Source organism: Aliivibrio fischeri ATCC 7744 = JCM 18803 = DSM 507 (genome assembly GCF_023983475.1).
Lineage (GTDB): Bacteria > Pseudomonadota > Gammaproteobacteria > Enterobacterales > Vibrionaceae > Aliivibrio > Aliivibrio fischeri.
In genome coordinates, this window is the sequence record NZ_CP092712.1 from 1,858,736 (window position 1) to 1,884,762 (window position 26,027).

A 26,027-nucleotide genomic window follows, 5' to 3' on the forward strand; every position below is an offset into this window, starting at 1 on the left:
ATTTAAAGTTATACACTTAACCGTTTGTTTTTTAATCAAAAAAAGCATCCAATGCCAAAATGGCGGCGCCATAAACTTGGCTAATTTCATCGTTTTTACATAGAGAAATATCATTATTTTTTCCATACTGCTCATATTGATGACATAACGTATGTAGCTGTATTAATCCCATACTACCTGCTGAACCTTTTAATTTATGAGCTAACTGATTCACTTGATAACAATCTTGATCTGAAATTGCCGTTTGTAATTCCTCTAAATTTTCTTTAGAAGATTCTTTAAAAACACCGACAATTTTACGCATTCGGTCTTCACCTAATACGTTAATATCACCTTGCAATACTTTTTCATTTAGTATCATTTCATGTTCCTCTGTTTCGATTCCAGCTTCCATTTCTAGTTGCAAACTCGGAATAATGACGGGGGCTTTCAAATTTGATTTTCCATCATTTAAGATGCGATTCAATGTACTTACTAATTGATTTTCAACCAATGGTTTTGCTAAGAAGCCATTAAAACCGGCAGAAAGATAACTCTCAACATCTTCATGAAAAACATGAGCAGAAACCGCTAACATTGGGAGTTCGTCTTGGTGGTCACCTTTTGTCGCATAAATTTCTCTTAAACGTTTTTGCAAGGTCACGCCATCAGTATCAGGCAAATTAATGTCTAATAAAAGTAAATCAAATGGATGATTTTCAATCGCTTCTTCAGCTTTTTTACCCGTATCTACAGCAATAACTTGGTGACCTAGTCGCTCTAAGAAACCAATAGCAACCATCTGATTAACTGGATTATCTTCCACTAAAAGGATATTAACAGGAGCTATGTCTATTGTTGTTTTATCATCACTCAATGACTCAACAGGCTGACCTTCATCAAGCTCAAGGGAGAACCAAAATGTACTACCTTGCCCTTCTATTGAGTCGACACCAATCTCACCATCCATCGCTTCGATTAGACGCTGACTGATGGCTAGGCCTAACCCTGTTCCACCACTGACTTTCATGCCCTCTTCAGCTTGAGTGAATACATCAAATAAAGTATCTATTTCATGCTCAGCAATCCCAACACCGGTATCAATGACTTCAAATAAAAGCGTCGTATCCAAAATAAGGCTTAACTGAATCGTTACGCTACCTGTATGAGTAAATTTAATTGCATTGCCCACAAAGTTATTTAATACCTGACGAATACGTGAACAATCACCTATCCACCACTCTGGGGTATCAACAGGCGCATTAACCGATAAAGTAATGCCTTTTTGCTGTGCTCGAGAGCTAAATAAATGATGCACATCTGTGATCATTGATTGAACACTAAAGTTCCTCTTACGAATAGCTAAATGTCCAGCTTCAATTTTTGAGTAATCAAGTATGTCGTTCAATAAATCTAATAAGTTTTCACCACTACGATTAATAATATCAACATACTGTTTTTGTTGAGCAGTTAAACCGCTCCCACGGAGCAGCTCACCGGTTCCAAGTACACCATTTAAAGGCGTTCGAATTTCATGGCTCATAGTTGCAAGGAACGCTGATTTTGCTCTGTTTGCTTGCTCTGCGAGATCCCTTGCCTTATCGTGGTTAATAATCTCGACATTAAGTCGCTCATTACTCGACTTAAGCTCTTGAGTTCGTTGTGCTATTTGTAATTCTAAGCTGTCTTTATATTCTTTCAGTTCTTGAGCTGTATCCCTGGCAATAAGAATTGAACGTCCCATACGAGCTAACTCATCGTCACCTGTTGTATCTAATTCTATATCTAATTGACCATTAGCTACGTTAGTGATCGCTTCTTCATATTGATTTAATCGTGTAATCACACGAGCATAAACATAACGCCACATAATGTAGATAACGAGACATAAACCAAGCATTGTTATTGATATCAACAATTGCTGAACAACTTTCAATACAAAGTTAACATCAGCGACCGCTTGTTGAGTTACATCATTTGCCTGTTCAAGTAATTGTGAAATAGTTAAATTAAGCTCTTGAAACTTATGAACGTTTTCATCACCTAACAACTTTAGTTTTTGATTGATATTAACCAGTTGAATTAACTCATTAAACAAACGCTCACTCTTTGTTAAATCATTAGCTAGATCAAGCATTTGCTTTGTTCTGCTTGGGTCTTCTACTGCTTGTACCCTACGAGTTATAATGGTCATATCACGAGTAAAATCTTGTCTTAACTTCTCTATTTTTTTGATGTTATGACTGTTTCTTGCATCATCTATCGTATTGACCACTTTAAAGGTAAGTAAGCGTAATTCATGCAAACGCTCTGCTAAATCCAAATCCGTTTCTACTAGAGTATCTAATGCTTTATAGACCGCTTCTTTTTCGCCATTTTCAACTAAATCATAAATCTTCACGACATTAGCGATCGTAACAGTATTTGAATTTAATACTTGCGAACGTGATAACTCCTCCAAACGAAGAGCGGTTTCGGTTAACTTCTGGCTCTTCTCTTGAATAGTTCGATGCAGAACTACTTTCTCACCAACGCCTTCACCCATTGTTGCCAAATTATCGACAATGTCTTGAACTTGAAGATCTAAACGAGCTAATAACGCTTTATCAAATGGGTAGACACCGAGACCTTTTAAACGGTGATAAAGACTCTCTATCGACTCAAACAGATCTTTGCCGTATTTTTTTCTATCGTCTTCAGAGTCAACTTGCGAGAGTAATTGAGATGTTGAAATGATCTTTGTACTTAAATCTGAAATGTAACGAGCTTCAATAACCGCTGGTATTGCCGAATCAATTACCGTTCTTTCTGTTTTTTCTACGTATGAAAACCCAAGAACACCAACAACCGATCCAAATGCCATAAGCGCAATCATCACCATGAATGTGATAAGCAGCTTGCGACCGATCCCTGTAGAAGCAAATAACATAATATTGAAACACTTTGGAAAAAGAAGTAATGCGGGTATCATATCACCAACCTAAAGCCAGTGCGAAGATACCATGAAGCTTACTTTTCATCTTATATACATTATTTTATTCTCTGTCTTTTTATCGCCTCTTGCTCACGCAAAAACGCCTTGGAAACTGTGTGCTATTTATCCACATCTAAAAGACTCTTACTGGCTATCTGTTAACTATGGAATGGTAAAAGAAGCTAAAGCTCAACATGTTGAGTTAACCGTCTATGAGTCTGGTGGTTACCCTAACGTTGAACGACAGACTCAACAAATCGAACAATGTGTATTAAATGGTTCTAATGCGATCATTTTGGGTACCGTTGACCCTATGGCTTTTCAAGATAACCTTATTACGCTTACAAAAGGGATACCTGTTTTTGCTACCGTGAATCAGCTAATTAGTTCCTATCCTCCAGCCGCCCCAGTTCATCATGGTGAAGTCGGTGTTGATTGGTATGAAATGGGCTATAAAACTGGTGAATTTTTAGCAAAAAGACACCCGAAAGATTCTGGCATCACTTATATTGGCTGGCTTCCAGGCCCTAAAACTAGAGGTGGGACAAAACCCGTCACCCAAGGTTTTAATGACGCTATTAAAGACAGTGATATTATCGTCAGTGCAACATACTGGGGTGATAACAGCAAAGAATTACAACGCAACTTAATTCAAGATGCTCTGCAAACAGAGAAATTAGATTATTTGGTTGGGGGCGCTGTCGCAATTGAGGTGGCAATAAGTGAAGTCGCAAGTCGAAAAATGCAAAATCAAGTGGGTTTAGTCTCAACTTACTTAAGTCATGCTGTATATCGCGGTTTATTACGTAATCGCGTGTTATTCTCCCCCACAGATAAAATGGTATTACAGGGACAGCTTAGTATTCAACAAGCGGTGAGTTATCTTAATAAGCACCCGCTACCTTTTCAGTTATCACCAAAAATTGAAGCATTAACGCCACAGCATTTACCAAAAAAAGTTCTTGAAGAGTCACTCTCACCAGCTGAGTATCGCCCTACTTTTTTCGTATCATCTGAAAAACAATAATTGAAACAACGCTTATATAGTGTCATAAAATTGAGGTATAGACGTTGTACCCTCTATAAATTGTACCCTGCTATCAAATAGGAATAAGGAATATCAATGAATAAAACAACAAGGGTCATGCCTGCACATAAACACATTGCATTAGTTGCTCATGATAATTACAAACCAGAATTATTACGTTGGGTAAAAGAAAATAAAGACGCCTTACAAGGTCATTTTCTTTATGCTACGGGAACAACTGGCCGCATTCTAAGTAAAGAAACAGGCTTAGCAATAAAGAGTTTATTGAGCGGTCCTATGGGGGGAGATCAGCAACTTGGCGCTCTTATTTCTGAAGGAAAAATCGATATGATGATTTTCTTTTGGGATCCTCTAAACGCCGTACCGCATGATCCTGATGTAAAAGCACTTCTACGCATTGCAACGGTATGGAATGTTCCAGTAGCAATGAACCGTGCAAGTGCCAAATTTATGATTTCTGCTCCGCAAATGGAAGAAGAAGTATCAATCGAAATTCCTGATTATGATGCTTATTTAGCTGAACGCGTTTAGCCTAACAAAAAAACAGCCGCTATTTTCGAGCGGCTGTTTTTTATTGTCTTTAAATTATTCAATTATCACTGGATAGTCTTTATCCACGATCTCTTGTACAAATGGAGATGGTTTACCATGATAAACAATCCATACTTTTTTCTTTGCACGAGTTAAGGCGACATAAAATAATCGTCGTTCTTCAGCATATGGATAGCTTTCTGCATGAGGAAGTAAAGCCGCATCTAGCGACTCCGCTCGCTCTTTCATCGGAAATTGTCCATCCGTCATCTCGACAATAAAGACATAATCCGCTTCTGTCCCTTTACTAGCATGACACGTATTATATTCCAAATTCAAACCAGGGTAGAACTTAACCCACTCATCAAAGCTATCAGGCTTATGATTATGGTTACGGCCAAGAATCACGACTTTTTCGCCATCACGAATGTTTTTAGATAATGATAAGAGCTCTTTTTCTATAGATTGATGCTCTATTACTTTCACTGCCTTTCTTTTCTTTTTAGTGAAACTATTTAGCTCTTTTTTAAGCTGCATAGGGTTCTCTTGAACAAAGCGATTTGCTACCGCCCCTATTTGATCATTAAAACGATACGTTGTCGATAAATGAGCAATTTGTGTCGATTGAAAACGATTTTCAAACCCTGTAGTTAGCGACACATCTGCACCAGCAAAACGGTATATCGCTTGCCAATCATCACCAACAGCAAATAGCGTAGCCTTAGTTTGATGTTTATTTTCGGTGTGACAAATGGCTTCAATCAAATCTAAACGTTGCGGTGAAATATCTTGATATTCATCAACCATTACAAATGACCAAGGCAATTCATACTTGTTATCAGCAATGTATGCTTTAGCCTTAGTAATCATTGATTCATAATCAATAGCACCTTCATGTTTCAGCGTTCTTTCATACGCCTTAAAGAATGGCCAAACAATATTCAATTCACTTTTTAAACGCTGCACATCAGGATGAAATTCAATCTTTTCAACAATGCTTTTCTTATCTAATTGCAGGCTATTTAATTGGCAAATTTGTTTATAAAGCCACTCTTGTAACTTTTCATTGTGCGACTCTTCTCTTAAATCAACATCACCACGCAAATAAGCAATTGGCCATTTCTTAAGGTGCTTCTTCCAACGGTTCATCGCTGTTGCATTTTTCCATTCGGAATCCAAAACATGAACAAACCATTCTTTACGTGCTTTAACATCAGTAACTAAGCATGATAGCTTTGGCTGTTGGTATTCAACATGACGAATAATATCTAAGCCCAATTGATGAAAAGTAGCGACTTTGACTCGTTGGCCTATTTCAAAACCGAGTTTATCAATGATACGCCCTGACATTTCTTGTGCTGCTTGACGACCAAAAGCCAATAACAAAATTTCGTCGACTTGAGCTTGTCCACTTTGAATTAAATAATTTACACGAGCAACCAATACACTTGTTTTACCTGAGCCTGCACCAGCTAAAACTAAGGTGTGATCTTCATTTAATAACAAAGCACTTTGCTGAGATTCATTTAGTGGCTGTGATTCACACTCAGAAAAAAACGTTTTCCATTCTACTTTTTGCTCTTCTAACCAATTATCATTCAAGACTTTTAATTGTTCTTCTGGTTCAGTGAGCCAATCAATAACAGGTGCAATACAGTCAGGTTGAAGCTGTTCAGCTAAGGGAATGGATATCTTCGTCTGCTCGAAAAGATCATATAACTTTTCGACCATCATTAAAGCTTCTGTTTGTTTTAAAAAGCGCTTATTTGCACTAAAATCTTCAATTAATTCAATCATCTGTGGTTGCAGCTGATTTAACAGCAATACTTTTGATTCTTTCCAATCAGCATAAGCATTTAACACTGCATTAATTATGGCGTCACACTCTTCCCATGGAAGTCCAGATACTCGCCATGCAACTTGTTCATTACGATTATAAAAACAAAGCGCTCCCCAAATAAGGCCTCTTTCAAAAGTCACTTTTCCGCTCCATTTATCAAAAGGAACAGATACTTGATATTTATGTGAGGTAAACAACAGCTGCTCTTGCTCTAATTCAAGTTGATAAAAGTCACCTTGAACTAACCACTGAGCGAAAGGGGTTGCTTTGATCTGCATGATTCAATACTACCTAATTAATATGACACTATGAGAGTGTTTCATTTCACGAATTTGCTGAAGAGGTCATAGGATATCAGGTTCTTTTTTTGTTGTCTCAGATCAGTATTAAGACAATGATTCAGATTTAGGCTCTTTCTTCTCTGTATGACTTTGTTATGATAGGTTTTTTCCCTAAGCAGAAAGTAATATCGTGACTTATCGCCAGATTTTTCGCCAATATTGGGCCAATAAAACCATCAATTATAGTATCAGGGTATTACTCGCTCTTGTTGGTGCAGTTATTCCCTGTTGGTATCTTGAGCAAAATACGGCAATTACTCCACTCATTCTTGGAATTATTGCGGCCGCATTAGCTGAAACTGACGATAAACTATCCGGAAGACTCAAAGCCTTATTCTTCACTTTCATCTGTTTTGCTATTGCTGCTTTCTCCATTGAGATTCTCTTTCATACACCAATTTTATTTGCGATTGGATTATTTTGCTCAACCATTGCATTTATTATGCTTGGAGCTCTAGGTCCTCGCTATGCTAGCATTGCTTTTGGCTCACTACTTATCGCTATTTATACCATGCTAGGTGCTGCCGAAAGTCCAAATCTTTGGTATCAGCCAACCCTTTTACTAGGGGGTGCAGCTTGGTATTACACTATCTCGTTAACATGGCAAATATTTTGGCCATTGCAGCCAGTTCAACAAAACCTAGCAACTGTATTTGAAACCATGGCTACGTACTTAAATAGTAAAAGTGAGTTATTCCATCCTGTAACCAATCTAGTTCCACAGCCTTATCGCCTTCAAGAAGCCAAAAATAATGCTCAAATGGTAACTGCACTTAATAATAGTAAAGCATCGTTATTAACAAGAGCAAAGCGTGGCCATGTGGTTGGTGCTAGCGATAAGTTTTTAAAAATATATTTTATTGCACAAGACATTCATGAACGTGTAAGTTCTAGTCATTATCGCTATCAAGATTTAGCCAATACGTTTAATCGCAGTGATATTTTATTCCGCTTTAAACATCTACTGCATAGCCAATCATTAGCATGTAAAGAAGTTGCTCGCTGCTTATCTCTTGGTTTGCCTTATCAACATGATAACGCTTCTATTTTTGCTTTAGATGAATTACAGCAATCACTTATTGCATTAAAAGAGCAACAAAAACCAGAATGGCGGTTATCTCTTATTCAATTGGATTACCTGTTTAATAACTTAGCAACGGTTGAGCGCCAATTTGCTAATATTAGTAATCCAGAAAGGGCATTAGAAACAGAAGAAGATACAGTTTTAGCAGATCAAGGCGCTCACACTCCTAAGGCCATGTGGCAACGATTAAGAGCTAACTTAACTACGGATTCAGTCTTATTTAGACACGCTATTCGCATGGCGTTAGCCTTAACTGCCGGTTATGGCATTATCCAGGCATTTGAATTAGAACGTGGTTATTGGATTTTGCTCACTACCCTATTTGTTTGTCAGCCAAACTACAGTGCAACTAAAGAAAAACTTGTGGCACGAGTTGCTGGGACTTTAATTGGTTTATTAGCAGGAACAACTCTACTAGTTCTATTTCCATCTTTAGATAGCCAACTCGTATTAATGGTTATTTCTGGCGTATTGTTCTTTGCGTTCCGCCTTGCTAACTATGGATTTGCGACTGCCTTTATCACGATGCTTGTTTTATTCTGCTTTAACCAATTAGGTGAAGGTTACGCAGTCATTTTACCAAGATTAGGGGATACTCTCGTTGGCTGTGCTCTTGCGGTATTAGCGGTAACTTATATTCTTCCTGATTGGCAAGCAAAACGTCTAGATAAAGTTATGTCTGATACGGTGCATGCTCACCAAGATTACTTATCGAATATAATTTCTCAATATCGAGCAGGAAAGAAAGATTCTCTTCAGTATCGTTTATCACGCCGTGAAGCTCATAATAGCGAGGCGGCACTTAGTTCGGCGATCAGTAACATGTTGATTGAACCTGGGAAATACCAAACGGCTGTCGATGAATCCTTCCGCTTTTTATGCCTTTGTCATGCGATGTTAAGCTATATATCTGCACTTGGAGCTCATCGTATGCGTTTAAAAGATGAAGAAACGCATCAATTAGTTGCTGAATCACATCGTATTATTCATGCTCATTTAAATCAGATTCAATGCCAGTTAAACAATACTGATTGCAATGATAAACTAAATACCGTTAAAGAAGAGAGTATCGAAAAACGTCTTTCAGAATGGCGTGATGAAGATGAAAACTCAATTAGAATGGTATTGCAGCAATTGCATTTAATTCACCAAATATTACCTGAAATGCATACTTTATCTGCTTCACTAAGCACACAAATTCACAAAATGAAAACAAGTGCTAAAGTTTGAAGTCGATCTGTTATTCCGGTCGAATAATTGATGTTTCTCAATTATTTTTAACGCAAGACGCCTACACTATTATAAAGGGAGTTCATATTTGGACTCCTTAATTACCAATAATAATTGGAGGCGCCATTATGAAAAGTATATTTATTGCTGCTTTTGTTGGAATTTCAAGCCCTGATCTTATCAAACGCCTAGCGTCCGTTACTCATGAAGAAGGCGGCAAATGGCTAGTGAGTAAAATCCACTATCTAGATACACATATTTCTGCCGTAATTAAAATTGAAGTCCCTTCCGAACACAAACAAGCAGTCCAAGATTATTTTCTCGCTCAAGATGATCTAATGGTGACCTTTAGTGATGTTATTGATACCACAGTTCAAGATACACACAGCAAATTAAAAGTCGACTCTGAAGATAGAGCGGGTATTGTTAACGATATTAGCAATATTCTTCAAAATGAAGGCATTGAGCTAATCGATATGGACAGTCACCGTATTGGCGTTCCTGCTAGCGGTACAAGCGTATTTACTGCAACTCTTAGCCTTAAACTACCTGCAGCTGCAAACATCAATGATCTTGCTGCTGAAATTGAATCCTTAAGCGAAGACATGGTCGTCACTGTTATTTAATTTACTATATCGCAAACGTAAAAAAGCCCGTTCATTTCTGAATGGGCTTTCCAGTTTTTGGTATGAGCGGAGCGACACACGAGGTTCCCGATCTTCAAGGCATTAGGCGTGACCTCAACCTTAGCAAGATTGCGCTCTACCAACTGCCCCCCTCGACTCAAAGAGCATGAATCGAACCTCTTTTAGCTATATCGCAAACGTAAAAAAGCCCGTTCATTTCTGAACGGGCTTTCTTGTTTGGAGCGACACACGAGGTTCGAACTCGTGACCTCAACCTTGGCAAGGTTGCGCTCTACCAGCTGAGCTAGTGTCGCATTTGCTGCTCTATCGAGTCAGACTTTAATAGATGGTGCCCCGGGCCGGACTTGAACCGGCACAGCGCGAACGCCGAGGGATTTTAAATCCCTTGTGTCTACCAATTCCACCACCAGGGCACGCAATTTCTTGCGATGCCGATTACTGAAAAGTAAAACACCATCTGTAATTATCGCTATTGCAATAATTTTTAATTTGGAGCGACACACGAGGTTCGAACTCGTGACCTCAACCTTGGCAAGGTTGCGCTCTACCAGCTGAGCTAGTGTCGCATTTGCTGCTCTATCGAGTCAGACTTTAAAGATGGTGCCCCGGGCCGGACTTGAACCGGCACAGCGCGAACGCCGAGGGATTTTAAATCCCTTGTGTCTACCAATTCCACCACCAGGGCACGCAATTTCTTGCGATGCCGCTTACTGAAAAGTAAAACACCATCTGTAATTACCGCTATTGCAGTAACTTTTAATTTGGAGCGACACACGAGGTTCGAACTCGTGACCTCAACCTTGGCAAGGTTGCGCTCTACCAGCTGAGCTAGTGTCGCATAATCATTCATAAAGAATGGAGGCGCCTCCCGGAATCGAACCGAGGTCCACGGATTTGCAATCCGCTGCATAGCCACTCTGCCAAGGCGCCTTTGTTACCTTAAGTATTCAGCAACTTAACTCAGCGCCTTCCTCTTGGGTACGGGATGCATTCTACTGATTCAGCACTTAGAGTCAACACTATTTTTCTGTTTTTGTTTCGTTTGAATAAAATGCGATCAAAATGAATAGAAAACAAACGAAAACAGGCTTATTTAAGATGTTTTTTTTCTGAATAACTGCTCTTTTATCATTCTGAGATTAAAAAATCAAAACGATAAAGTCTGTAATATCAGCTGACTATGCAAAATAATATTTCAAATATAAAAAAAGCGAACCTAAGTTCGCTTTTCAATTCATTTATATCTATTCGTCTGCATTAAGTAGATCATCTTTTGCTGCAGCTAAGTACTGCACCATCGACCAGTATGTCAAAATGGTTGCAATATATAGAGCAGCATAACCTAACCAGATCATCCAGTCATCGTAACGCCAGATAAGAACCCAAAGCGCAAACATTTGAGATACAGTTTTTACTTTACCAACCCAAGATACAGCAACACTTGCTCGTTTTCCTATTTCAGCCATCCACTCTCGTAAAGCAGAAATAATAATTTCACGTGCAATCATTGTAATCGCAGGAATGGTGATCCAAATGGTATGGTAATGCTCAGTAATTAAAATTAAAGCAGCAGCTACCATCACTTTATCAGCAACTGGGTCTAAAAAAGCACCAAAGCGAGAAGTTTGCCCCAGTTTACGAGCTAAAAGTCCATCTAACCAATCAGTAAAACCTGCAACCCAGAATACCATTGCAGCAGCTACAGCTGACCATTCATAAGGCAAGTAGAACACAACAACAAACACAGGGATCAGTGCTAGTCGGATAAACGTGAGTATATTTGGTATTGTTAATCGCATAAATAATTCTTAAGTTTTGGTCCGCGAGTGTATGGTGCGCTTTTTTTATCCGTGTTTCAACGCATCATGTATTTTTTCTGCCAAAGAATGGCTAATGCCCGGCACTTTGGCTATTTCTTCGACACTTGCACTTTTTAATTCTTGTAGGCCACCTAAATATTGCAATAATGCTTGTCTTCGTTTTGGACCAACCCCATCAATATTTTGAAGGGTACTCGTTTTTCTTACTTTAGCACGCTGTGCTCGGTGTCCACCAATAGCATGATTGTGACTCTCATCACGAATATGTTGTATCAAATGCAAAGCTGGAGAATCACTTGGCATTGAAAACTCTTCTCCACTAATTTTCACTAGTGTTTCTAACCCATGTTTACGAGTAACACCTTTTGCGATACCAAGCAATAATGGCTGCTTAGGCCAATCTTCCCAATGCTTACTGATAACCTCATAAGCTCGATTCAATTGTCCTTTACCACCATCAATAAAAATAATATCAGGGATTTTATCAATATCTAATTGTTTACTATAGCGTCGTTCAAGAACTTGCGCCATGGCAGCATAATCATCCCCACCAGTAATGCCCGATATATTATAACGTCGATACTCTGATTTTACTGGTCCTTCCTGATTAAAAACAACACACGATGCGACTGTTTTCTCTCCCATCGTATGGCTGATATCGAAACATTCCATACGCTGAATAGAAGACAATACTAACGCTTCTTCTAATTGTTTAAAGCGCTGATACATTGTTAGTTTATGATTTGATTTACTGGTTAAAGCCGTTAATGCATTGGTATCTGCTAATTTTAAATAACGTCCTTTCATCCCTTTTGGATTTAATTGAAAAATAACTTTTCGTCCAGATAATTCAGTTAATGCCGCTTCTAAGCTATCACTATTAAATTCAAAGCTGGTTACTACACGGTTAGGGATAGTTCGACCTTGCGTATGATTTAAGTAATATTGAGTCAAAAAGCTTAAAAAGACTTCTTCTTTGTCTGTATTAGCAGGGATCTTCGGGAAAAAACTACGACTACCTAAAATCTTCCCCTGACGAATCATCAATAAGTGAACACACGCTAAACCATTTTCAATTGCAAACCCTAAAACATCAAGATCATCACCACTGTCATCAGAAACATATTGTTGCTCCTGTACTCGTCTCATGGCTTGAATTTGATCTCGAATGATCGCTGCTTTTTCAAAATTTAAGGATTGGCTGGCAATCTCCATTTGCTCAACAAGTGTTTGAATAACTTGTCTATCCTTACCTTGTAAAAACAATCGAATAAAATCAGTCTGCTCTTTATATTCTTCATCACTAACAATCCCTTTAACACAAGGGGCTAAGCAACGTCCAATTTGGTGCATTAAGCATGGTCTATGGCGATTTGCATATACCGAATCTTCGCATTGGCGAATAGGGAATAACTTTTGGATGAGGTGAAGACTTTCTCTAACGGCTCCAGAATCAGGGTAAGGGCCAAAGTACTCACCTTTTTTACGTTTCACACCACGGTGGATAGAGATCCTTGGATGCTTATGTTGTGAAATGAAAATATAAGGATACGATTTATCATCTCGAAGAAGCACATTATATTTAGGTAAGTATTGCTTAATATAATTGTGTTCAAGGATGAGAGCTTCTGTTTCAGAGTGAGTGACAGTAACGTCAACTTGATGAATATGGCTAACTAACGCCTTAGTTTTTTCTGAAGGTACATTACTACGAAAATAACTGGATAAACGTTTTTTTAAGTCTTTTGCTTTACCTACATAAATAACGTCAGCCTCGGCGTTATACATTCGATAAACGCCAGGCTGATGTGTTACAGATTTTAGGAACGCTTTTGAATCAAAGGAAGGCACTACAGCGTCTCAGCATCTAAAATACCATGACGAATAGCTAGATGAGTTAATTCAACATCTCCACTTATATTTAACTTACTGAATAAGCGATAACGATAGCTGTTCACTGTTTTAGGACTTAAATTCAGTTGTTCGGAAATATCCGTCACTTTTTCGCCTTTGGTGATCATCATCATTATTTGTAACTCTCGTTCAGAAAGTTCTTTAAATGGATTCTCCGCGTCGGGCGTAAATTGACTTAACGCCATCTGTTGTGCAATTTCAGGCGATAAGTAGCGTTGGCCACTTTGTACCATACGAATCGCATTAACCATTTCATCAGGACCTGCACCCTTAGTTAAATAACCAGCAGCACCGGCTTGCATAACTTTAGTCGGAAATGGGTTTTCAGTATGAATAGTCAAAACTATAACTTTCACATCTGGGTTAAATCTTAAAATCTTTTTGGTTGCTTCTAAGCCACCAATGCCAGGCATGTTCATATCCATAAGAACAATATCTGCCTGCTCTGTTCGACACCATTTAACGGCATCTTCACCGCTGTCAGCTTCCCCTACTACTTTAATTCCACGGACGTCTTCAAGAATACGTCTAATCCCTGTGCGAACCAGCTCATGATCATCTACAAGGAATACTTTAATCACAACTGACACTCCGATTTAATCTACAGCCACCTCTATAATAGAGGTCTTAACTAACTGTCTATTTTACCTTAAAAAAATAGATAAAAGCATATTGATTATGCGTTAGGCCGCAAAGTTTTGCTATTAAAATGCTATTGACTTTGATCCGGTTTCTTCAATATACAATAAAAATAATTCTTAAAATAGACCTAATTGAGAGTTAGATAATTCATTAAAATCTAAACCGATAAAAGGGAGAATTCCATCCGCGATCGGTTTCAATTGTTTCTCTACATAATGGTCATAATCAATCGGATTATTTATATATTCAATCGGTTCAGGTCCTGCAGTGGTAATAACATACTCTATCCATCCACCATATTGATATTGAGGCCTTTTTCCTATTTGTTGATTCCGATAATCCGCTAATCGTGCCGCTTTAACGTGAGGAGGAACGTTCTTTTGGTATTCATCCAACTGTCTTCTCAAACGCTTTCTATAAATAAGTTGCTTATCTAATTTGCCCTGCTTAGTATCATCGACATATTGTCGGACGTATTCCTTTACATCTTGCTGATGAAACACTTTATGGAATAACGTTTTCTGAAATTCTTGTGATAATGGAGTCCAATCCGTTCTCACAGTCTCTAATCCTTTAAATACAATTTCTTCCTTACCTTCTTTTTTTACTAAACCAGCATAACGCTTTTTAGACCCAGTTTCTGATCCTCGAATCGTCGGCATTAAAAACGTTCGATAATGAGTTTCATATTCAATTTCTAATGCTGAATCAATTGCGTATTTTTCAGATAAGTGGGAAATCCACCACTGATTTATCTTTTCAACTAAAGATGAACCAATAGCGTCAGCTTCTTTAGATGACATTGATTGCCCAAGAGTAACAAACGTAGAATCAGTATCGCCGTATATCACTTCATAACCTTCAGCTTCAATCAACTCACGCGTCATTTTCATAATTTCATGCCCACGCATGGTTATTGAAGAGGCCAATCGATGATCAAAAAAACGGCACCCTGACGAACCTAGCACCCCATAAAATGAGTTCATTATGATTTTTATTGCTTGAGAAAATGCTTTTTCATTATTTCTTTTTGCTTCATCTCGAGCGGACCATAAATTTTCAATTAATTTAGGTAAGAAGTGTTTATAACGATGAAATCGTCCCCCTCTAAAACCATCAATGGCTTGATTATCTTCCGTACCTACTTCTTGTTTTAATCCTTCAATCAAGCCTAAAGGGTCAATATTAAAGGTACGAATAATCGAAGGGTAAAGAGACTTAAAATCAAGAACGATAACAGATTGATATAAACCTGGCTTAGAGTTCATTACATAACCGCCAGGACTTGCAATCCAATTTTCACTCTCTAAATTAGGGGCAATATACCCTGCTCGATGGAGTCTTGGTAAATACAAGTTAGTAAATGCAGCAACGGAACCACCAACACGATCAAGCTCAACCCCCGTTAATTTCGTTCGCTCAATCAAAAACTCTAATAGATGAGTATGTTCGAATATACGAGTAACTAAAACACAATCTTGAAGGTTATATTTGGCTAAAGAAAGTTTATCTTCTCGATACATTCGATTGATCTCAGACATTTTATCACTTTGATCATTAATCGATTTACCTTCTTTCAATAACTCTTGAGCTACGGATTCAAGTGACCAACTAGAGAAATGATAAGTCGCAGTTTTCAAGGCATCAATACCGTCTAGCACAACGCGTCCAGGAAAAGATAAAAAACCTTGTTGGCGATTTTTATCCGAATCACGCCAATAAAGCGAACTATTACCCCGACCAATACGAAAAGGTAATTTGTGCCATTTTGCTCTCTGAATTAATAATCGAAAATCAAAATTAATCACATTCCAGCCAATAATAATGTCTGGATCAAATTGATAAAACCAAGACTCTAAAGCAAGAAGCAGTGCTTTTTCATTTTCCACCCATTGAATAGACAAATCACTGTCTTGTGAGTCGCCCACCATGATAATACGTGTATCGAGTTCACTATGTAGAGCAATAGAATATAGAATGCCTTTTTCTGAGCACTCAATATCTAATGAAACCATACTAAATTTAGGTGAACGATCCGTCGTTTTAACTTTTACATTACGATATTCAATATGGTCTTTTTTTTGTACTGGGTTGCCAATAAATGATAGACCACCACAAATAAAACGTTCCATTAAATAACGATCAGCTAAACGAATATCGCTTTCATATATAGGTAGATGTAACTGATCAATAAGTTGCGTCGCTGATCGTTTCTGATAGGTATTTTTAAAATATAAACCGAGCACGGAATCATGATTAAATGTGGATAATGCCGTCGGTTTTATATGAAAAGGGATATTTTCTTTCTGTAAACAGGCTTCATACTGAGAGCGCTTATTTTCTAATATGAAGGTAACTGCATCTTCGTTTTCAATAAGTAAGTGTGCAATATGGTCATCACACTTAACCCAGAGATCGACTAAACTTTGATTATTAATTTCTCTAGTTTGACGTGTAAGCAAAAAACCCTGTTGAGGTGAATTCAAGTTATTAACCTATTTTTCGTTCAATTTTATTAAATTCAGCTACAACCCAATCTCCAAATTCATTAAGTAAAGCAAGTACAGAACGCTTTGGAACTTTGCGCCCTTTTAATAATAAAACCACGCGTTCTATTTCAGTCTGTTTTTCTGGGTAATATTCCAAAAATTTTCGAGCACAAAGTACAGGATGATCGTACCAACCTTTATCTCGATGCATAACTAAAGAGTAGCAGCTTCTTAATAACTTTTTGGCGATGGTTTTTTGTTGTTCAACCTGAACTGCCATATCTTGGCTAGTAGATATTTTTTTAATATAAACACCTAACCATTCTTCAATATCCATGTTCATATTTTTCGCGATTTCCCAGCTAGGCTCAAAATCACCAAAACGTTCTGATAAATCATCACCATAGATACAAACACAACAGTGTCTCAACCAGAAACCCCAGCTAAAAATCGACTCTAATTGCAACGCATCTGCCGCCTCTCCAATATTAAATGTAACTCCGGTAATTTGAGGGTATTTAGATTGGAAACGAATTTTAATTGTATTAATTAGCGTTTGTTCTTTATTGGTCAATGGTGCAGATGTAATAAGGGTAACGTCAAGGTTAGAACGGCCAACAATAGCTTCACGTCTAGCAACGCTGCCATATAAATAAATACTATGAACGGATTTCGGTGCAGCAGAGCGAACATGAGTAATTAAATCATGAATTACTGGTTCAAACTCATTTTGAAATGGAGAGTGTTTATCAATAATTGGTAAAGTAAAACGAGACAAAATGCACCCCAAATAAAGAATATTAAGGGGCTTATGATCGCGATTTAACATTAAAAAAGCAATAAAAAACCGGCCATTTAAAGCTAATGCCGCTCGCTTAACAGCTAGTGGCTCTTTTTTTATAAGGGTAGCGCGGTGCTTTATAAAGCACTTGTCGCGGAAATGGTTTTCGCTTTCTTTTCTTTGGCAGGATTAGACGCTTTCCGCTTTCTCGTAGATTTTTCAGCTTCTTGGGCACTGTTCCTGGTGTTCGCCCTGAACACCACAGGAACTCATCTTGGATTAGCCTTAACGCATTAATAAAGCTTATTCTTAATGGTTCCATTTTATGAAAATCGGCCATTCTTTTCATTTCTAGACGAACGAGGTTATAAGAAATCAAAATCCCCCATAACTCTTGATATATTCCTTCTATTTTCAAGCTTCTAAGCACTGCTTGATTGTTAAGTTGACCTTGTTTTAATTCACCATAACCTTGTTCTATTTCCCATCGTTCCCAGTAAATTTCAACAATATCTTTCAATGGATAAGTCACAGGACACTCTAATGAAGTAATAAACCCTTTGATCTCTCCTTTCGGCTCAGGTATTAAAACTAAACGAGCTTGCCAGCTATCTCCGAGGTGAGGATATTTCTGTTTTGCATCAGGCGAAACTGGCATTTTAATCAGTTTATCGTAGTCTGAAAACTCTTCTAAAACGTCGTACCTAAATTTACTTTTTATTGGAGTTAACCAATGAGTATTTTTTCCTGCATTACGCCATGATTCAAAAAGTTCAGCGGACATAAAACCACGGTCAAAAAGAGTTAATGAATTATTTGGAGCGGAGCCAACTAATTGTTGTGCATAAGATATTTCACTATTGGTTATTGGTCCAAAAGCAGCATCTGAAATAAGGTGGGTGCGTGTAGACATGAGGGTAACAGCAAGAACTGAAGGAAATGTAGCCTTACCTGTCGCGTAGCCTAGCTTTTGGTTATCCTTAGTTTCAGGGGTTTTAAATTGAGTCCCGTCAACGCTCATGAGTTTAAGTCCACAAACTAAATCAGGCGATTCTTCTGTCTCCCATTTACTCGCAGTGGTATGAAATAGGTAACGTAATGGTTCATAACCAATACGCTGTCTAGCTTTTACGATACTACTTGTGGCCAAGGGAGGGAGCTCCCCTTTAGCATCAGGGAAGGCTAATTCTAATTTATCACAAACATCGCTAATGGAGCGGTTACGCATTAAGCCAATTCCAAGCACTAACCAAACAGCTTGTTCAGCAGGAAATCTGCGCTTTCTGATAGCGGCGCGACCAGTTTGGTTAACGGCTTCTGAAATCCACTCAATAGGAATATTTTTCCGAAATGAATCCATAGATTCAGGAAGGTGAAATTCTGCAGTTAATTGTAATTCACGAGAAAACTCAGACATAAAAAATCGGCCTTAAAATAAATTTAAGACCGATTATGAAGGCTGCAAAGGATCGTTCAAGTCCCTTAAACGATCGGCATTAGCCATTTAAAGCCGGTTTATTTTAAAATCTAACAAGTTATGCTGTTGCTGAGCGTCTTTTCGACATCATCATTAAAGCAAAACACGCTAAAACAAATGCAACACTTACACCAGCAAACGCCACCAATACTGAACTTGTAAAACCAAGTACGATATAGCCAACAGCTGAAACCGCTGCAATGGATAATGCATAAGGTAGTTGAGTTGATACGTGATCAATATGACAACAACGCGCACCTGTCGAAGACAGAATCGTAGTATCTGAAATCGGTGAACAGTGATCACCAAATACGGAACCAGCTAAAACCGCACCTAACATAGGAAGAATTAATGCGATATCGGTAGCGCCAGCCATATCACCAGCGATTGGTAACATAATGCCGAAAGTACCCCATGATGTACCAGTACTGAATGCCATAATTCCTGACAATAAGAACAAGATTACAGGGATCCAGTGAATACCAATGCTACCTTGTGCCAAACTCGATAAGTATGTACCAGTTTTCATATCACCGATAACTGAACCAATAGTCCAAGCAAAGAATAGAATTAGAATAGCGCCAAACATTGATTTCGCACCAATCCACATTGTCATGCCTATATCTTTAACTGACAGACCTTGACGGAATACAGTAATTAGCGCAGATGCTAGACCAATTAAACCACCGTAACAAAGTGAAGCACCAACATCGGTATTTTCAAATGCGCCTAATATATTAAACGCTTTACCATCTGCGGCTAACGCTTCGCCGCCGGTATAAACCATGAAAGAGATCGTTGCGACAATTAATGTAATAATTGGGAAAATTAAGTCAGAAACTTTACCTGTTTCACTCTCAACAATATTTAATTCTTCATTTAAATCTTTCGATTCAGAATTAACGGCTTGATCATCAAAACCATTACCACGAGCGGCTTCATTTTCGTGGTGACGCATTGGGCCCACATCAAGTTGGAACCAAACAACAGCGAATACCATTAATAGTGCAAATACAGCGTAAAAGTTCATTGGAATTAAACGAACATAAGCACCTAGAGCAGAATATTCAGTCACACCATGTGAAACTAAAATGCCACCAATAATTGTAATGATGTACGCACCCCAACTTGATGCTGGCATTAATACACACATTGGAGCAGCTGTTGAATCTAGAATATAAGCTAATTTAGCACGTGATACATAAAAACGGTCAGTAACAGGGCGGGATATTGAACCAACGGCTAAGCTATTAAAGTAATCATCAACAAAAATAAACACGCCTAAAAAAGCTGCAAGTAGTTTTGCGCCGCGTTTACTTTTAATTCTTGTCTGTGCCCATTCAGCAAAAGCACGTGTGCCACCTGAAAGAGTTAATAAAGCTGTTGTCATTCCTAATAATATAAGGAAAGCAACAATGCTCATATTCCATGAGTTAATTGAACCGCCATCGATGAAAACACCTTTAACAGAACTAAACACATAAGAAGCGGTTCCTGATACGGAAAAGCTAGACAGCAAAATAGCGCCTAACACGATACCTACACCAAGAGAAAGTAATACTCGGCGAGTTAAAATTGCCAAACCCAAAGCTATAAGCGGGGGCAAGATTGAAATTGGAGAATTTGAAAAATCAGCTAAGTTCATGATCTACAACAACCAGTCTGGTTGGAGATCTACTGCAGATACGATAAATATCGTTATTAAGGAAGTGAATGAATAACATTCCCCTACAGTAGCGCTCCATAGTTAAAAAATAAAATTGACTATGGCAGTGTTATTCCTCTTCGAAATAACCCCAGCTAATACGCTCGATTAACGTAATTAACTTCGGCACCGACTCCTTTCAATTGTCGTCGTAAGTATCACCCTCTTACAATTTACTCTTAGGCGGTGCGCCTCTACCCATTTAGGTGCGGTTATTGTACGGATTGAAAACAATTTTGCAATACTATATCTGAGTATTTTAACATTAAGTTATCTAGCTAATTAGAATGAAACATTTTAAAACTATTTAGTAGCAGTCTTATCTTTAAGAATGAATATTATTAACATTAATATCATTAATATTTTTTTATTCCTTTATCTAGAAATTTGTTATATTATTTTTCTGTTATATTATAATCATATTATCAAAATAATTATGGAACCAAATATGTCTGATACAATTAAAACGCTGCTTAACCTACGCAGCCTACGTGCTTTATCTCGCGAAATGACTTTAGAACAACTAGAAGAAGCATTAGAAAAACTTCAATCTGTTGTTGCTGAACGCCAAGAATCTGAAGCTGAAGAGCGTGCTCAACTAGCTGAAAAACAAGCTAAACTTGAAGAATTCCGTCAAATGATGATCGACAGCGGTATCGCTCCTGAAGATCTATTAGACACAATGTCAGCTACGACAGTAAAAACAAAACAAAAACGTGCACCTCGCCCTGCAAAATATAAATTCCAAGATCACGCTGGTGAAGAGAAAACATGGACAGGCCAAGGCCGTACTCCTTCAGCTCTTCAAGCGCAACTTGATGCTGGTAAAAAACTAGAAGAGTTTTTAATCTAATAATACTCTTTAAGAGCATATAAAAAGACCACTTACTCTAAGTGGTCTTTTTTTATTTTCATTTTATTACATTTAGAAACGTATTATTGCTCGAAACTTTAAACTGACTAAGAGAAACCTGAATAAGATAAAACCAGCTAGATCTTATAGAATAATTACTTAGTCGTATTTTTTAATACACCTATATTAGCAATATTATTAATAGTCACCTTTTCTATAAATCATAAGCTCTTACTCATTAATAAAGCGAACTAAATAATATATAAAAATTCCTAGAACACGTACGCTATACCGACATTACCAGTTGAACTCGTTGTATGCTCAATCATTGGACTGTTTTCTAAGTTACCCTCAAGATTCACATAACGCAAACCACCAGTCACTCGAACATTTGGTGTAATGTGGAAATAAGTCGATAATCCAATAAAAAACTGTCCATCCCAATCTGCATCAAATTGGTCAACTCCAGTTCGTAACGCTTCTTCATTGGATACTCCGTATAAATGATTATTTAATTTCTCACTATTATATGAATACCCTAATGATGGTGTAATTGCCCACCCTTTTCCTCTTAATGGTAAACGCCAAGCCGCTTCTGCATAAAAACCATTATGAGTACGACCTATGTCTGTTCCCCCTGTAAATTCAACAATGCCAACATGAGTAATCATCTGATAGCTCACCCCGCCAAGCACAGTACTCTTACGTTCATCTAATTTTTGCATTGCAGCATCATTTGAATCATTGGGCTTAAACGTTCTAGGATCATAGACAAATCGAAATATTATATTTTGAGGTGAGCCTACTGGTTTTAGACGATAACCACCACTAAACCCTCTCAGAAATAAATGTTCCCCCTCATAACCAATCATAGGAATAATTGTTGTATTCGAAGGCGTCTCTTTATAAAAGGAAGGTGAATATGCAGCGGCGGCACCAAGAGACCATTGTGAAATTTTTGCATTAGCACTGCTATTGAATAACACCAGAAGAAAAAAAACAGAGCGACTTACTAATATATTCACAATAACAACCTTATATAACCACAGAATTAACAATACACCGTACCATTATACATAACCGCCCATCATTTGATAGTTATTTAGGTTTTTTCTTTATTTTAGATATAAAAAAAGCAGGCTAAATGCCTGCTTTATTAAATTCTAAATAAGATTAACTATCATCTTCTCTAAAGTTGCTTGGTAAATTTAATTTCATTTCATTCCAAATCAAATTACCTTCCATACCGTACTGGCGCATTCTAGGCATTACTGCATCTTTGCGTTCTTCTTCGCAAATAAGCTTTAAGTCACGATAAAACTGTAAAGCTAACTCTCGCGCTTCAGAGTTAGAGAAGTAGTAACTACCTACTCGTACATAAAGCTTTTTCAAACCATTAAAGATAAGCCCATAAATTTGATTGCCAGATTTAAAAGCAACACCTTGGAAAAGCATATAATCATAATAGTTGAAGGTTTTAGCAATCAAGATCTCTTCACGTTTTGCAGGATCTTTTTCGTTATCTTCTTTCACTTCAGCTTTAATTTTTGCTCCGAATGGGGATGCTTCTATGAAACTATCCCAACTTTCTGCAGCAAGTAACTGTTCACACGATTCAATAACACGATTAAGTGTTCTTAAAGAACCTTCTTTATTTGTCTTGAATGCTTGTCTCATGAAAATACAGCTAATGTTAGTACGAGCAGCCAATAAGTCTTCAACGATTGAAGTCGCATTATTAGCATCAACTAATGTCATTAATGTATCTAAAATATGTAAACCAGAGGTTTCCATATAATTGTTCACTTTTGTTGGTTTACCATGTTGAATTGTCAACCAACCATCACGAGCTAAACGCTGTAATACTTCTCGTAATGTCGTTCTCGTTACACCAATTAATTCAGAAAGCTCTCGCTCAGCGGGTAAAATTGAGCCTGGTGGGAAACGACCATTCCAAATACTTTCAATAATGTACTTTTCAGCGAATGCTGCAGGACTTTTTGCCTTAATAACCATACAAGTTTAAAATCCGTTCTTTAAATAAGATAACTGCACTCATCATACCACCAGTTCAATAAATCCTTAACTATTTATTAAATTTACCTGTAATTTAGAAACACATTTCCAATTTTTAAGCCTTAATCTCCCTAATAAATCAAGAAATCTGCTACCTTTTTTCTATACATTTCTTTAGTTTTATTAATAAAACCGAGCAAAGGCACATTTTGATCAATTTACCTGTTTTCAAATATTGACTATTAAGGAATTAAGAGTAAAGTTCAGGCGTTTGGTATATAAGGTTAGGTATATATAGGTAGTTATTTGGCAAAGCAGTAAAATAAGCCTTGTTGTTTTTCTAAATAGTTGTTTATCTTTACTAATAACAATATGTTAGGCGATTATTATCAACTCCCTACTTAACCTTATTTTTTAGAATTATCGTAATAATGTAGAGAGCATCACATGTCTATTTCGCTAGGGAATGCATTTATCAAAAATTTTCTTGGTAAAGCCCCCGATTGGTACAAAATCGCAATACTTTCTTTTCTTGTAATCAACCCACTTGTTTTCTTCTTTGTAGATCCATTTACTGCAGGTTGGTTGCTTGTCGTTGAGTTTATTTTTACTCTTGCAATGGCGTTAAAATGTTACCCATTACAGCCTGGTGGTTTATTAGCTATAGAAGCAATTGCCATTGGTATGACAAGCCCAGAGCAAGTAAAGCATGAACTCGTAGCCAATATCGAAGTACTTTTACTACTCGTATTCATGGTTGCTGGTATCTACTTCATGAAGCAATTACTTCTATTTATCTTCACCAAGATACTTATTGGTATTAAATCAAAAACAGCGCTATCTGTTGCATTCTGTTTTACCGCTGCATTTTTGTCAGCTTTCCTTGATGCGTTAACGGTAATTGCGGTTGTAATTAGTGTTGCTGTTGGCTTCTATGCAATTTATCACCGTGTCGCATCTGGTCAAGGTGGTTCACAAACTCACGACCATACTTGTGATAGCGATGTTGATGAATTAACTCGTGAAGATTTAGAAGACTACCGTGCTTTTTTACGTAGCCTATTAATGCACGCAGGTGTTGGTACTGCTCTTGGCGGTGTAATGACAATGGTGGGCGAACCACAAAACTTGATCATTGCCGACCAAGCTGGTTGGATGTTTGGTGAATTCATTATCCGTATGCTTCCAATTACAGCACCAGTATTTATCTGCGGTATTTTAACTTGTATCGCTGTTGAAAAATTAGGTATTTGTGGCTACGGTGCAAAACTACCTGAAAACGTACGTAAAATCCTAGAAGACTACGAAGCTGAAGAACGTAAAAACCGTACTAATATCGATAACGCTAAATTAATCATCCAAGGTTTAATTGCAGTATGGTTAATTGTTGGTTTAGCACTTCATCTTGCGGCCGTTGGTCTAATTGGTTTATCAGTTATTATCCTTGCAACAGCATTTACAGGTGTTATTGAAGAACACTCTATGGGTAAAGCGTTTGAAGAGGCTCTTCCATTCACCGCCCTATTAGCCGTATTCTTTGCCGTTGTAGCTGTAATCATTGACCAAGAGCTATTTAAACCAATTATTGATGCAGTACTTGCTGTAGAAGATAAAGGCGCTCAATTAGCACTGTTCTATGTAGCAAATGGTGTTCTTTCGATGGTTTCAGATAACGTATTCGTTGGTACGGTTTACATTAATGAAGTAAAAGCAGCATTAATGGATGGCGTTATTACGCGTAATCAATTTGACTTACTAGCTGTAGCTATCAATACCGGTACAAACTTACCGTCTGTTGCAACACCAAATGGTCAAGCTGCTTTCCTATTCCTATTAACGTCTGCTCTTGCTCCGTTAATTCAATTATCATACGGTCGTATGGTATGGATGGCTCTTCCTTATACAATTGTATTAGCACTTGTTGGTATGTTTGGTATCATTTTCTTCCTTGAACCTATGACAGCAATGTTCTACGATCTTGGCTGGATTGCACCTGGAACAATAGAAAGTGCAACTTCTGCGATTTCTAGTGGTCATTAATAAGGTAAACTACTTTTGATAGCAAAGGCTCTGTAGATACGGGGCCTTTATTTTTATAAGGAATAAAAATGCAAGCCCTTAATCATTTCTCACGCATTCGCCTATCTTGGTTTCTGCTACTACTTTGTATTATCTTTTTCGAAGCATCTGCACTAACCTTTCAACACATAATGAAACTTCCACCTTGCGTCATGTGTATTTATGAGCGTGTTGCTATGATGGGAATTGGTGGCGCTGCTATTATTGGTTTATTAAATCCAAATAACCTTATTATTCGCTGGTGTGGTTTTATCGCATGGGGGATCAGTGCAGGATGGGGACTCAAACTTGCTCTTGAACATGTTGATTTCCAATTAAACCCTTCACCATTTTCAACTTGCGATTTATTTGTGACCTTCCCTTCATGGGCTCCATTAAATAAATGGGCACCATGGATGTTTGAAGCTTATGGTGACTGCAGCAAAATCGTATGGCAATTTTTAACGCTAACGATGCCTCAGTGGTTAGTTATTATTTTTGCAGGTAACTTAATTGCTTTGGCTATTTTTGTTATCGCACAATTCTTCAATAAAAAATAATAGCAATATTGCTAATAGTAAAAAGCCACCACTAATTT

18 protein-coding genes, 6 tRNA genes and 1 riboswitch are annotated in these 26,027 nt (G+C 37.6%); of the genes, 7 read left to right on the top strand and 17 right to left on the bottom strand.

Going from position 1 to position 26,027, the window contains the following annotated elements; all coding sequences use genetic code 11:
- Positions 1-31: 31 nt before the first annotated feature.
- A complete protein-coding gene (torS, locus tag AVFI_RS08560) occupies positions 32-2,908 on the bottom strand; it encodes a TMAO reductase system sensor histidine kinase/response regulator TorS (protein WP_188863777.1) in 2,877 nt (958 codons plus the stop codon).
- Positions 2,909-2,981: 73 nt separating this feature from the next.
- Between torS and torT the strand changes: the two genes are divergently transcribed.
- Positions 2,982-3,980, top strand: a complete 999-nt coding sequence (torT, locus tag AVFI_RS08565; protein ID WP_188863775.1) for a TMAO reductase system periplasmic protein TorT — start codon at positions 2,982-2,984, stop codon at positions 3,978-3,980.
- Positions 3,981-4,076: 96 nt separating this feature from the next.
- Entirely contained in the window at positions 4,077-4,532 is a 456-nt protein-coding gene (locus AVFI_RS08570) for a methylglyoxal synthase (RefSeq protein WP_005419907.1), read from the top strand.
- A 54-nt stretch (positions 4,533-4,586) separates the two neighbouring features.
- Here AVFI_RS08570 and helD read toward each other — a convergent pair whose 3' ends face one another.
- On the bottom strand, positions 4,587-6,650 hold the full coding sequence (gene helD / locus AVFI_RS08575) for a DNA helicase IV (RefSeq protein WP_188863776.1): 2,064 nt from the start codon (positions 6,648-6,650) through the stop codon (positions 4,587-4,589).
- A gap of 193 nt (positions 6,651-6,843) precedes the next feature.
- Between helD and yccS the strand changes: the two genes are divergently transcribed.
- Together yccS and AVFI_RS08585 are read left to right on the top strand one after the other, a co-directional pair.
- Complete coding sequence (gene yccS, locus AVFI_RS08580; RefSeq protein WP_012533784.1) at positions 6,844-9,027, top strand: YccS family putative transporter; 2,184 nt, start codon at positions 6,844-6,846, stop codon at positions 9,025-9,027.
- Positions 9,028-9,155: 128 nt separating this feature from the next.
- Entirely contained in the window at positions 9,156-9,653 is a 498-nt protein-coding gene (locus tag AVFI_RS08585; protein WP_017019977.1) for a glycine cleavage system protein R, read from the top strand.
- Between the two features lie 238 nt (positions 9,654-9,891).
- Here AVFI_RS08585 and AVFI_RS08590 read toward each other — a convergent pair.
- The 13 genes from AVFI_RS08590 to AVFI_RS08650 form a co-directional block, all read right to left on the bottom strand.
- Positions 9,892-9,967 (bottom strand) — tRNA-Gly (locus tag AVFI_RS08590).
- Positions 9,968-10,000: 33 nt separating this feature from the next.
- Positions 10,001-10,087 (bottom strand) — tRNA-Leu (locus AVFI_RS08595).
- Between the two features lie 77 nt (positions 10,088-10,164).
- A tRNA-Gly gene (locus tag AVFI_RS08600) sits at positions 10,165-10,240 on the bottom strand.
- Between the two features lie 32 nt (positions 10,241-10,272).
- Positions 10,273-10,359: transfer RNA gene (locus AVFI_RS08605), tRNA-Leu, on the bottom strand.
- Between the two features lie 77 nt (positions 10,360-10,436).
- A tRNA-Gly gene (locus AVFI_RS08610) sits at positions 10,437-10,512 on the bottom strand.
- 18 nt (positions 10,513-10,530) lie between these two features.
- Positions 10,531-10,604 (bottom strand) — tRNA-Cys (locus tag AVFI_RS08615).
- Between the two features lie 314 nt (positions 10,605-10,918).
- Complete coding sequence (gene pgsA, locus AVFI_RS08620; protein ID WP_005419911.1) at positions 10,919-11,473, bottom strand: CDP-diacylglycerol--glycerol-3-phosphate 3-phosphatidyltransferase; 555 nt, start codon at positions 11,471-11,473, stop codon at positions 10,919-10,921.
- 45 nt (positions 11,474-11,518) lie between these two features.
- The gene (gene uvrC, locus AVFI_RS08625; RefSeq protein WP_038155320.1) at positions 11,519-13,345 is read right to left on the bottom strand and encodes an excinuclease ABC subunit UvrC; all 1,827 of its coding nucleotides are present in this window, start codon (positions 13,343-13,345) and stop codon (positions 11,519-11,521) included.
- A complete protein-coding gene (gene uvrY / locus AVFI_RS08630; RefSeq protein WP_005419913.1) occupies positions 13,345-13,989 on the bottom strand; it encodes a UvrY/SirA/GacA family response regulator transcription factor in 645 nt (214 codons plus the stop codon). Before uvrY ends, uvrC begins: the two co-directional genes overlap by 1 nt.
- A gap of 177 nt (positions 13,990-14,166) precedes the next feature.
- Positions 14,167-16,536 (bottom strand): DNA polymerase II, encoded by a 2,370-nt coding sequence (locus tag AVFI_RS08635; protein ID WP_188863962.1) that lies wholly within the window; start codon positions 16,534-16,536, stop codon positions 14,167-14,169.
- 4 nt (positions 16,537-16,540) lie between these two features.
- The gene (locus AVFI_RS08640; protein WP_005419915.1) at positions 16,541-17,317 is read right to left on the bottom strand and encodes a nucleotidyltransferase; all 777 of its coding nucleotides are present in this window, start codon (positions 17,315-17,317) and stop codon (positions 16,541-16,543) included.
- 97 nt (positions 17,318-17,414) lie between these two features.
- A complete protein-coding gene (locus AVFI_RS08645; protein ID WP_199414946.1) occupies positions 17,415-18,737 on the bottom strand; it encodes an IS4 family transposase in 1,323 nt (440 codons plus the stop codon).
- Between the two features lie 118 nt (positions 18,738-18,855).
- A complete protein-coding gene (locus AVFI_RS08650; protein ID WP_188863848.1) occupies positions 18,856-20,442 on the bottom strand; it encodes a Na+/H+ antiporter NhaC family protein in 1,587 nt (528 codons plus the stop codon).
- A gap of 81 nt (positions 20,443-20,523) precedes the next feature.
- A riboswitch (Lysine riboswitch) is annotated at positions 20,524-20,707 on the bottom strand.
- A 243-nt stretch (positions 20,708-20,950) separates the two neighbouring features.
- Between AVFI_RS08650 and AVFI_RS08655 the strand changes: the two genes are divergently transcribed.
- The gene (locus AVFI_RS08655; protein WP_005419917.1) at positions 20,951-21,355 is read left to right on the top strand and encodes an H-NS family histone-like protein; all 405 of its coding nucleotides are present in this window, start codon (positions 20,951-20,953) and stop codon (positions 21,353-21,355) included.
- Between the two features lie 272 nt (positions 21,356-21,627).
- On the opposite strand, the gene AVFI_RS08660 is transcribed toward AVFI_RS08655, so the two are convergent.
- Together AVFI_RS08660 and fadR are read right to left on the bottom strand one after the other, a co-directional pair.
- The gene (locus AVFI_RS08660; protein WP_188863847.1) at positions 21,628-22,380 is read right to left on the bottom strand and encodes a MipA/OmpV family protein; all 753 of its coding nucleotides are present in this window, start codon (positions 22,378-22,380) and stop codon (positions 21,628-21,630) included.
- A gap of 148 nt (positions 22,381-22,528) precedes the next feature.
- On the bottom strand, positions 22,529-23,371 hold the full coding sequence (fadR, locus tag AVFI_RS08665; RefSeq protein ID WP_054776066.1) for a fatty acid metabolism transcriptional regulator FadR: 843 nt from the start codon (positions 23,369-23,371) through the stop codon (positions 22,529-22,531).
- Between the two features lie 447 nt (positions 23,372-23,818).
- Here fadR and nhaB point away from each other — a divergent pair, with 447 nt between their 5' ends.
- Together nhaB and dsbB are read left to right on the top strand one after the other, a co-directional pair.
- Positions 23,819-25,411: a Na(+)/H(+) antiporter NhaB gene (nhaB, locus tag AVFI_RS08670; protein WP_188863846.1), complete on the top strand. Its 1,593-nt coding sequence runs from the start codon at positions 23,819-23,821 to the stop codon at positions 25,409-25,411.
- 68 nt (positions 25,412-25,479) lie between these two features.
- A complete protein-coding gene (gene dsbB, locus AVFI_RS08675; protein ID WP_005419921.1) occupies positions 25,480-25,989 on the top strand; it encodes a disulfide bond formation protein DsbB in 510 nt (169 codons plus the stop codon).
- The last annotated feature ends 38 nt before the right edge of the window (positions 25,990-26,027 follow it).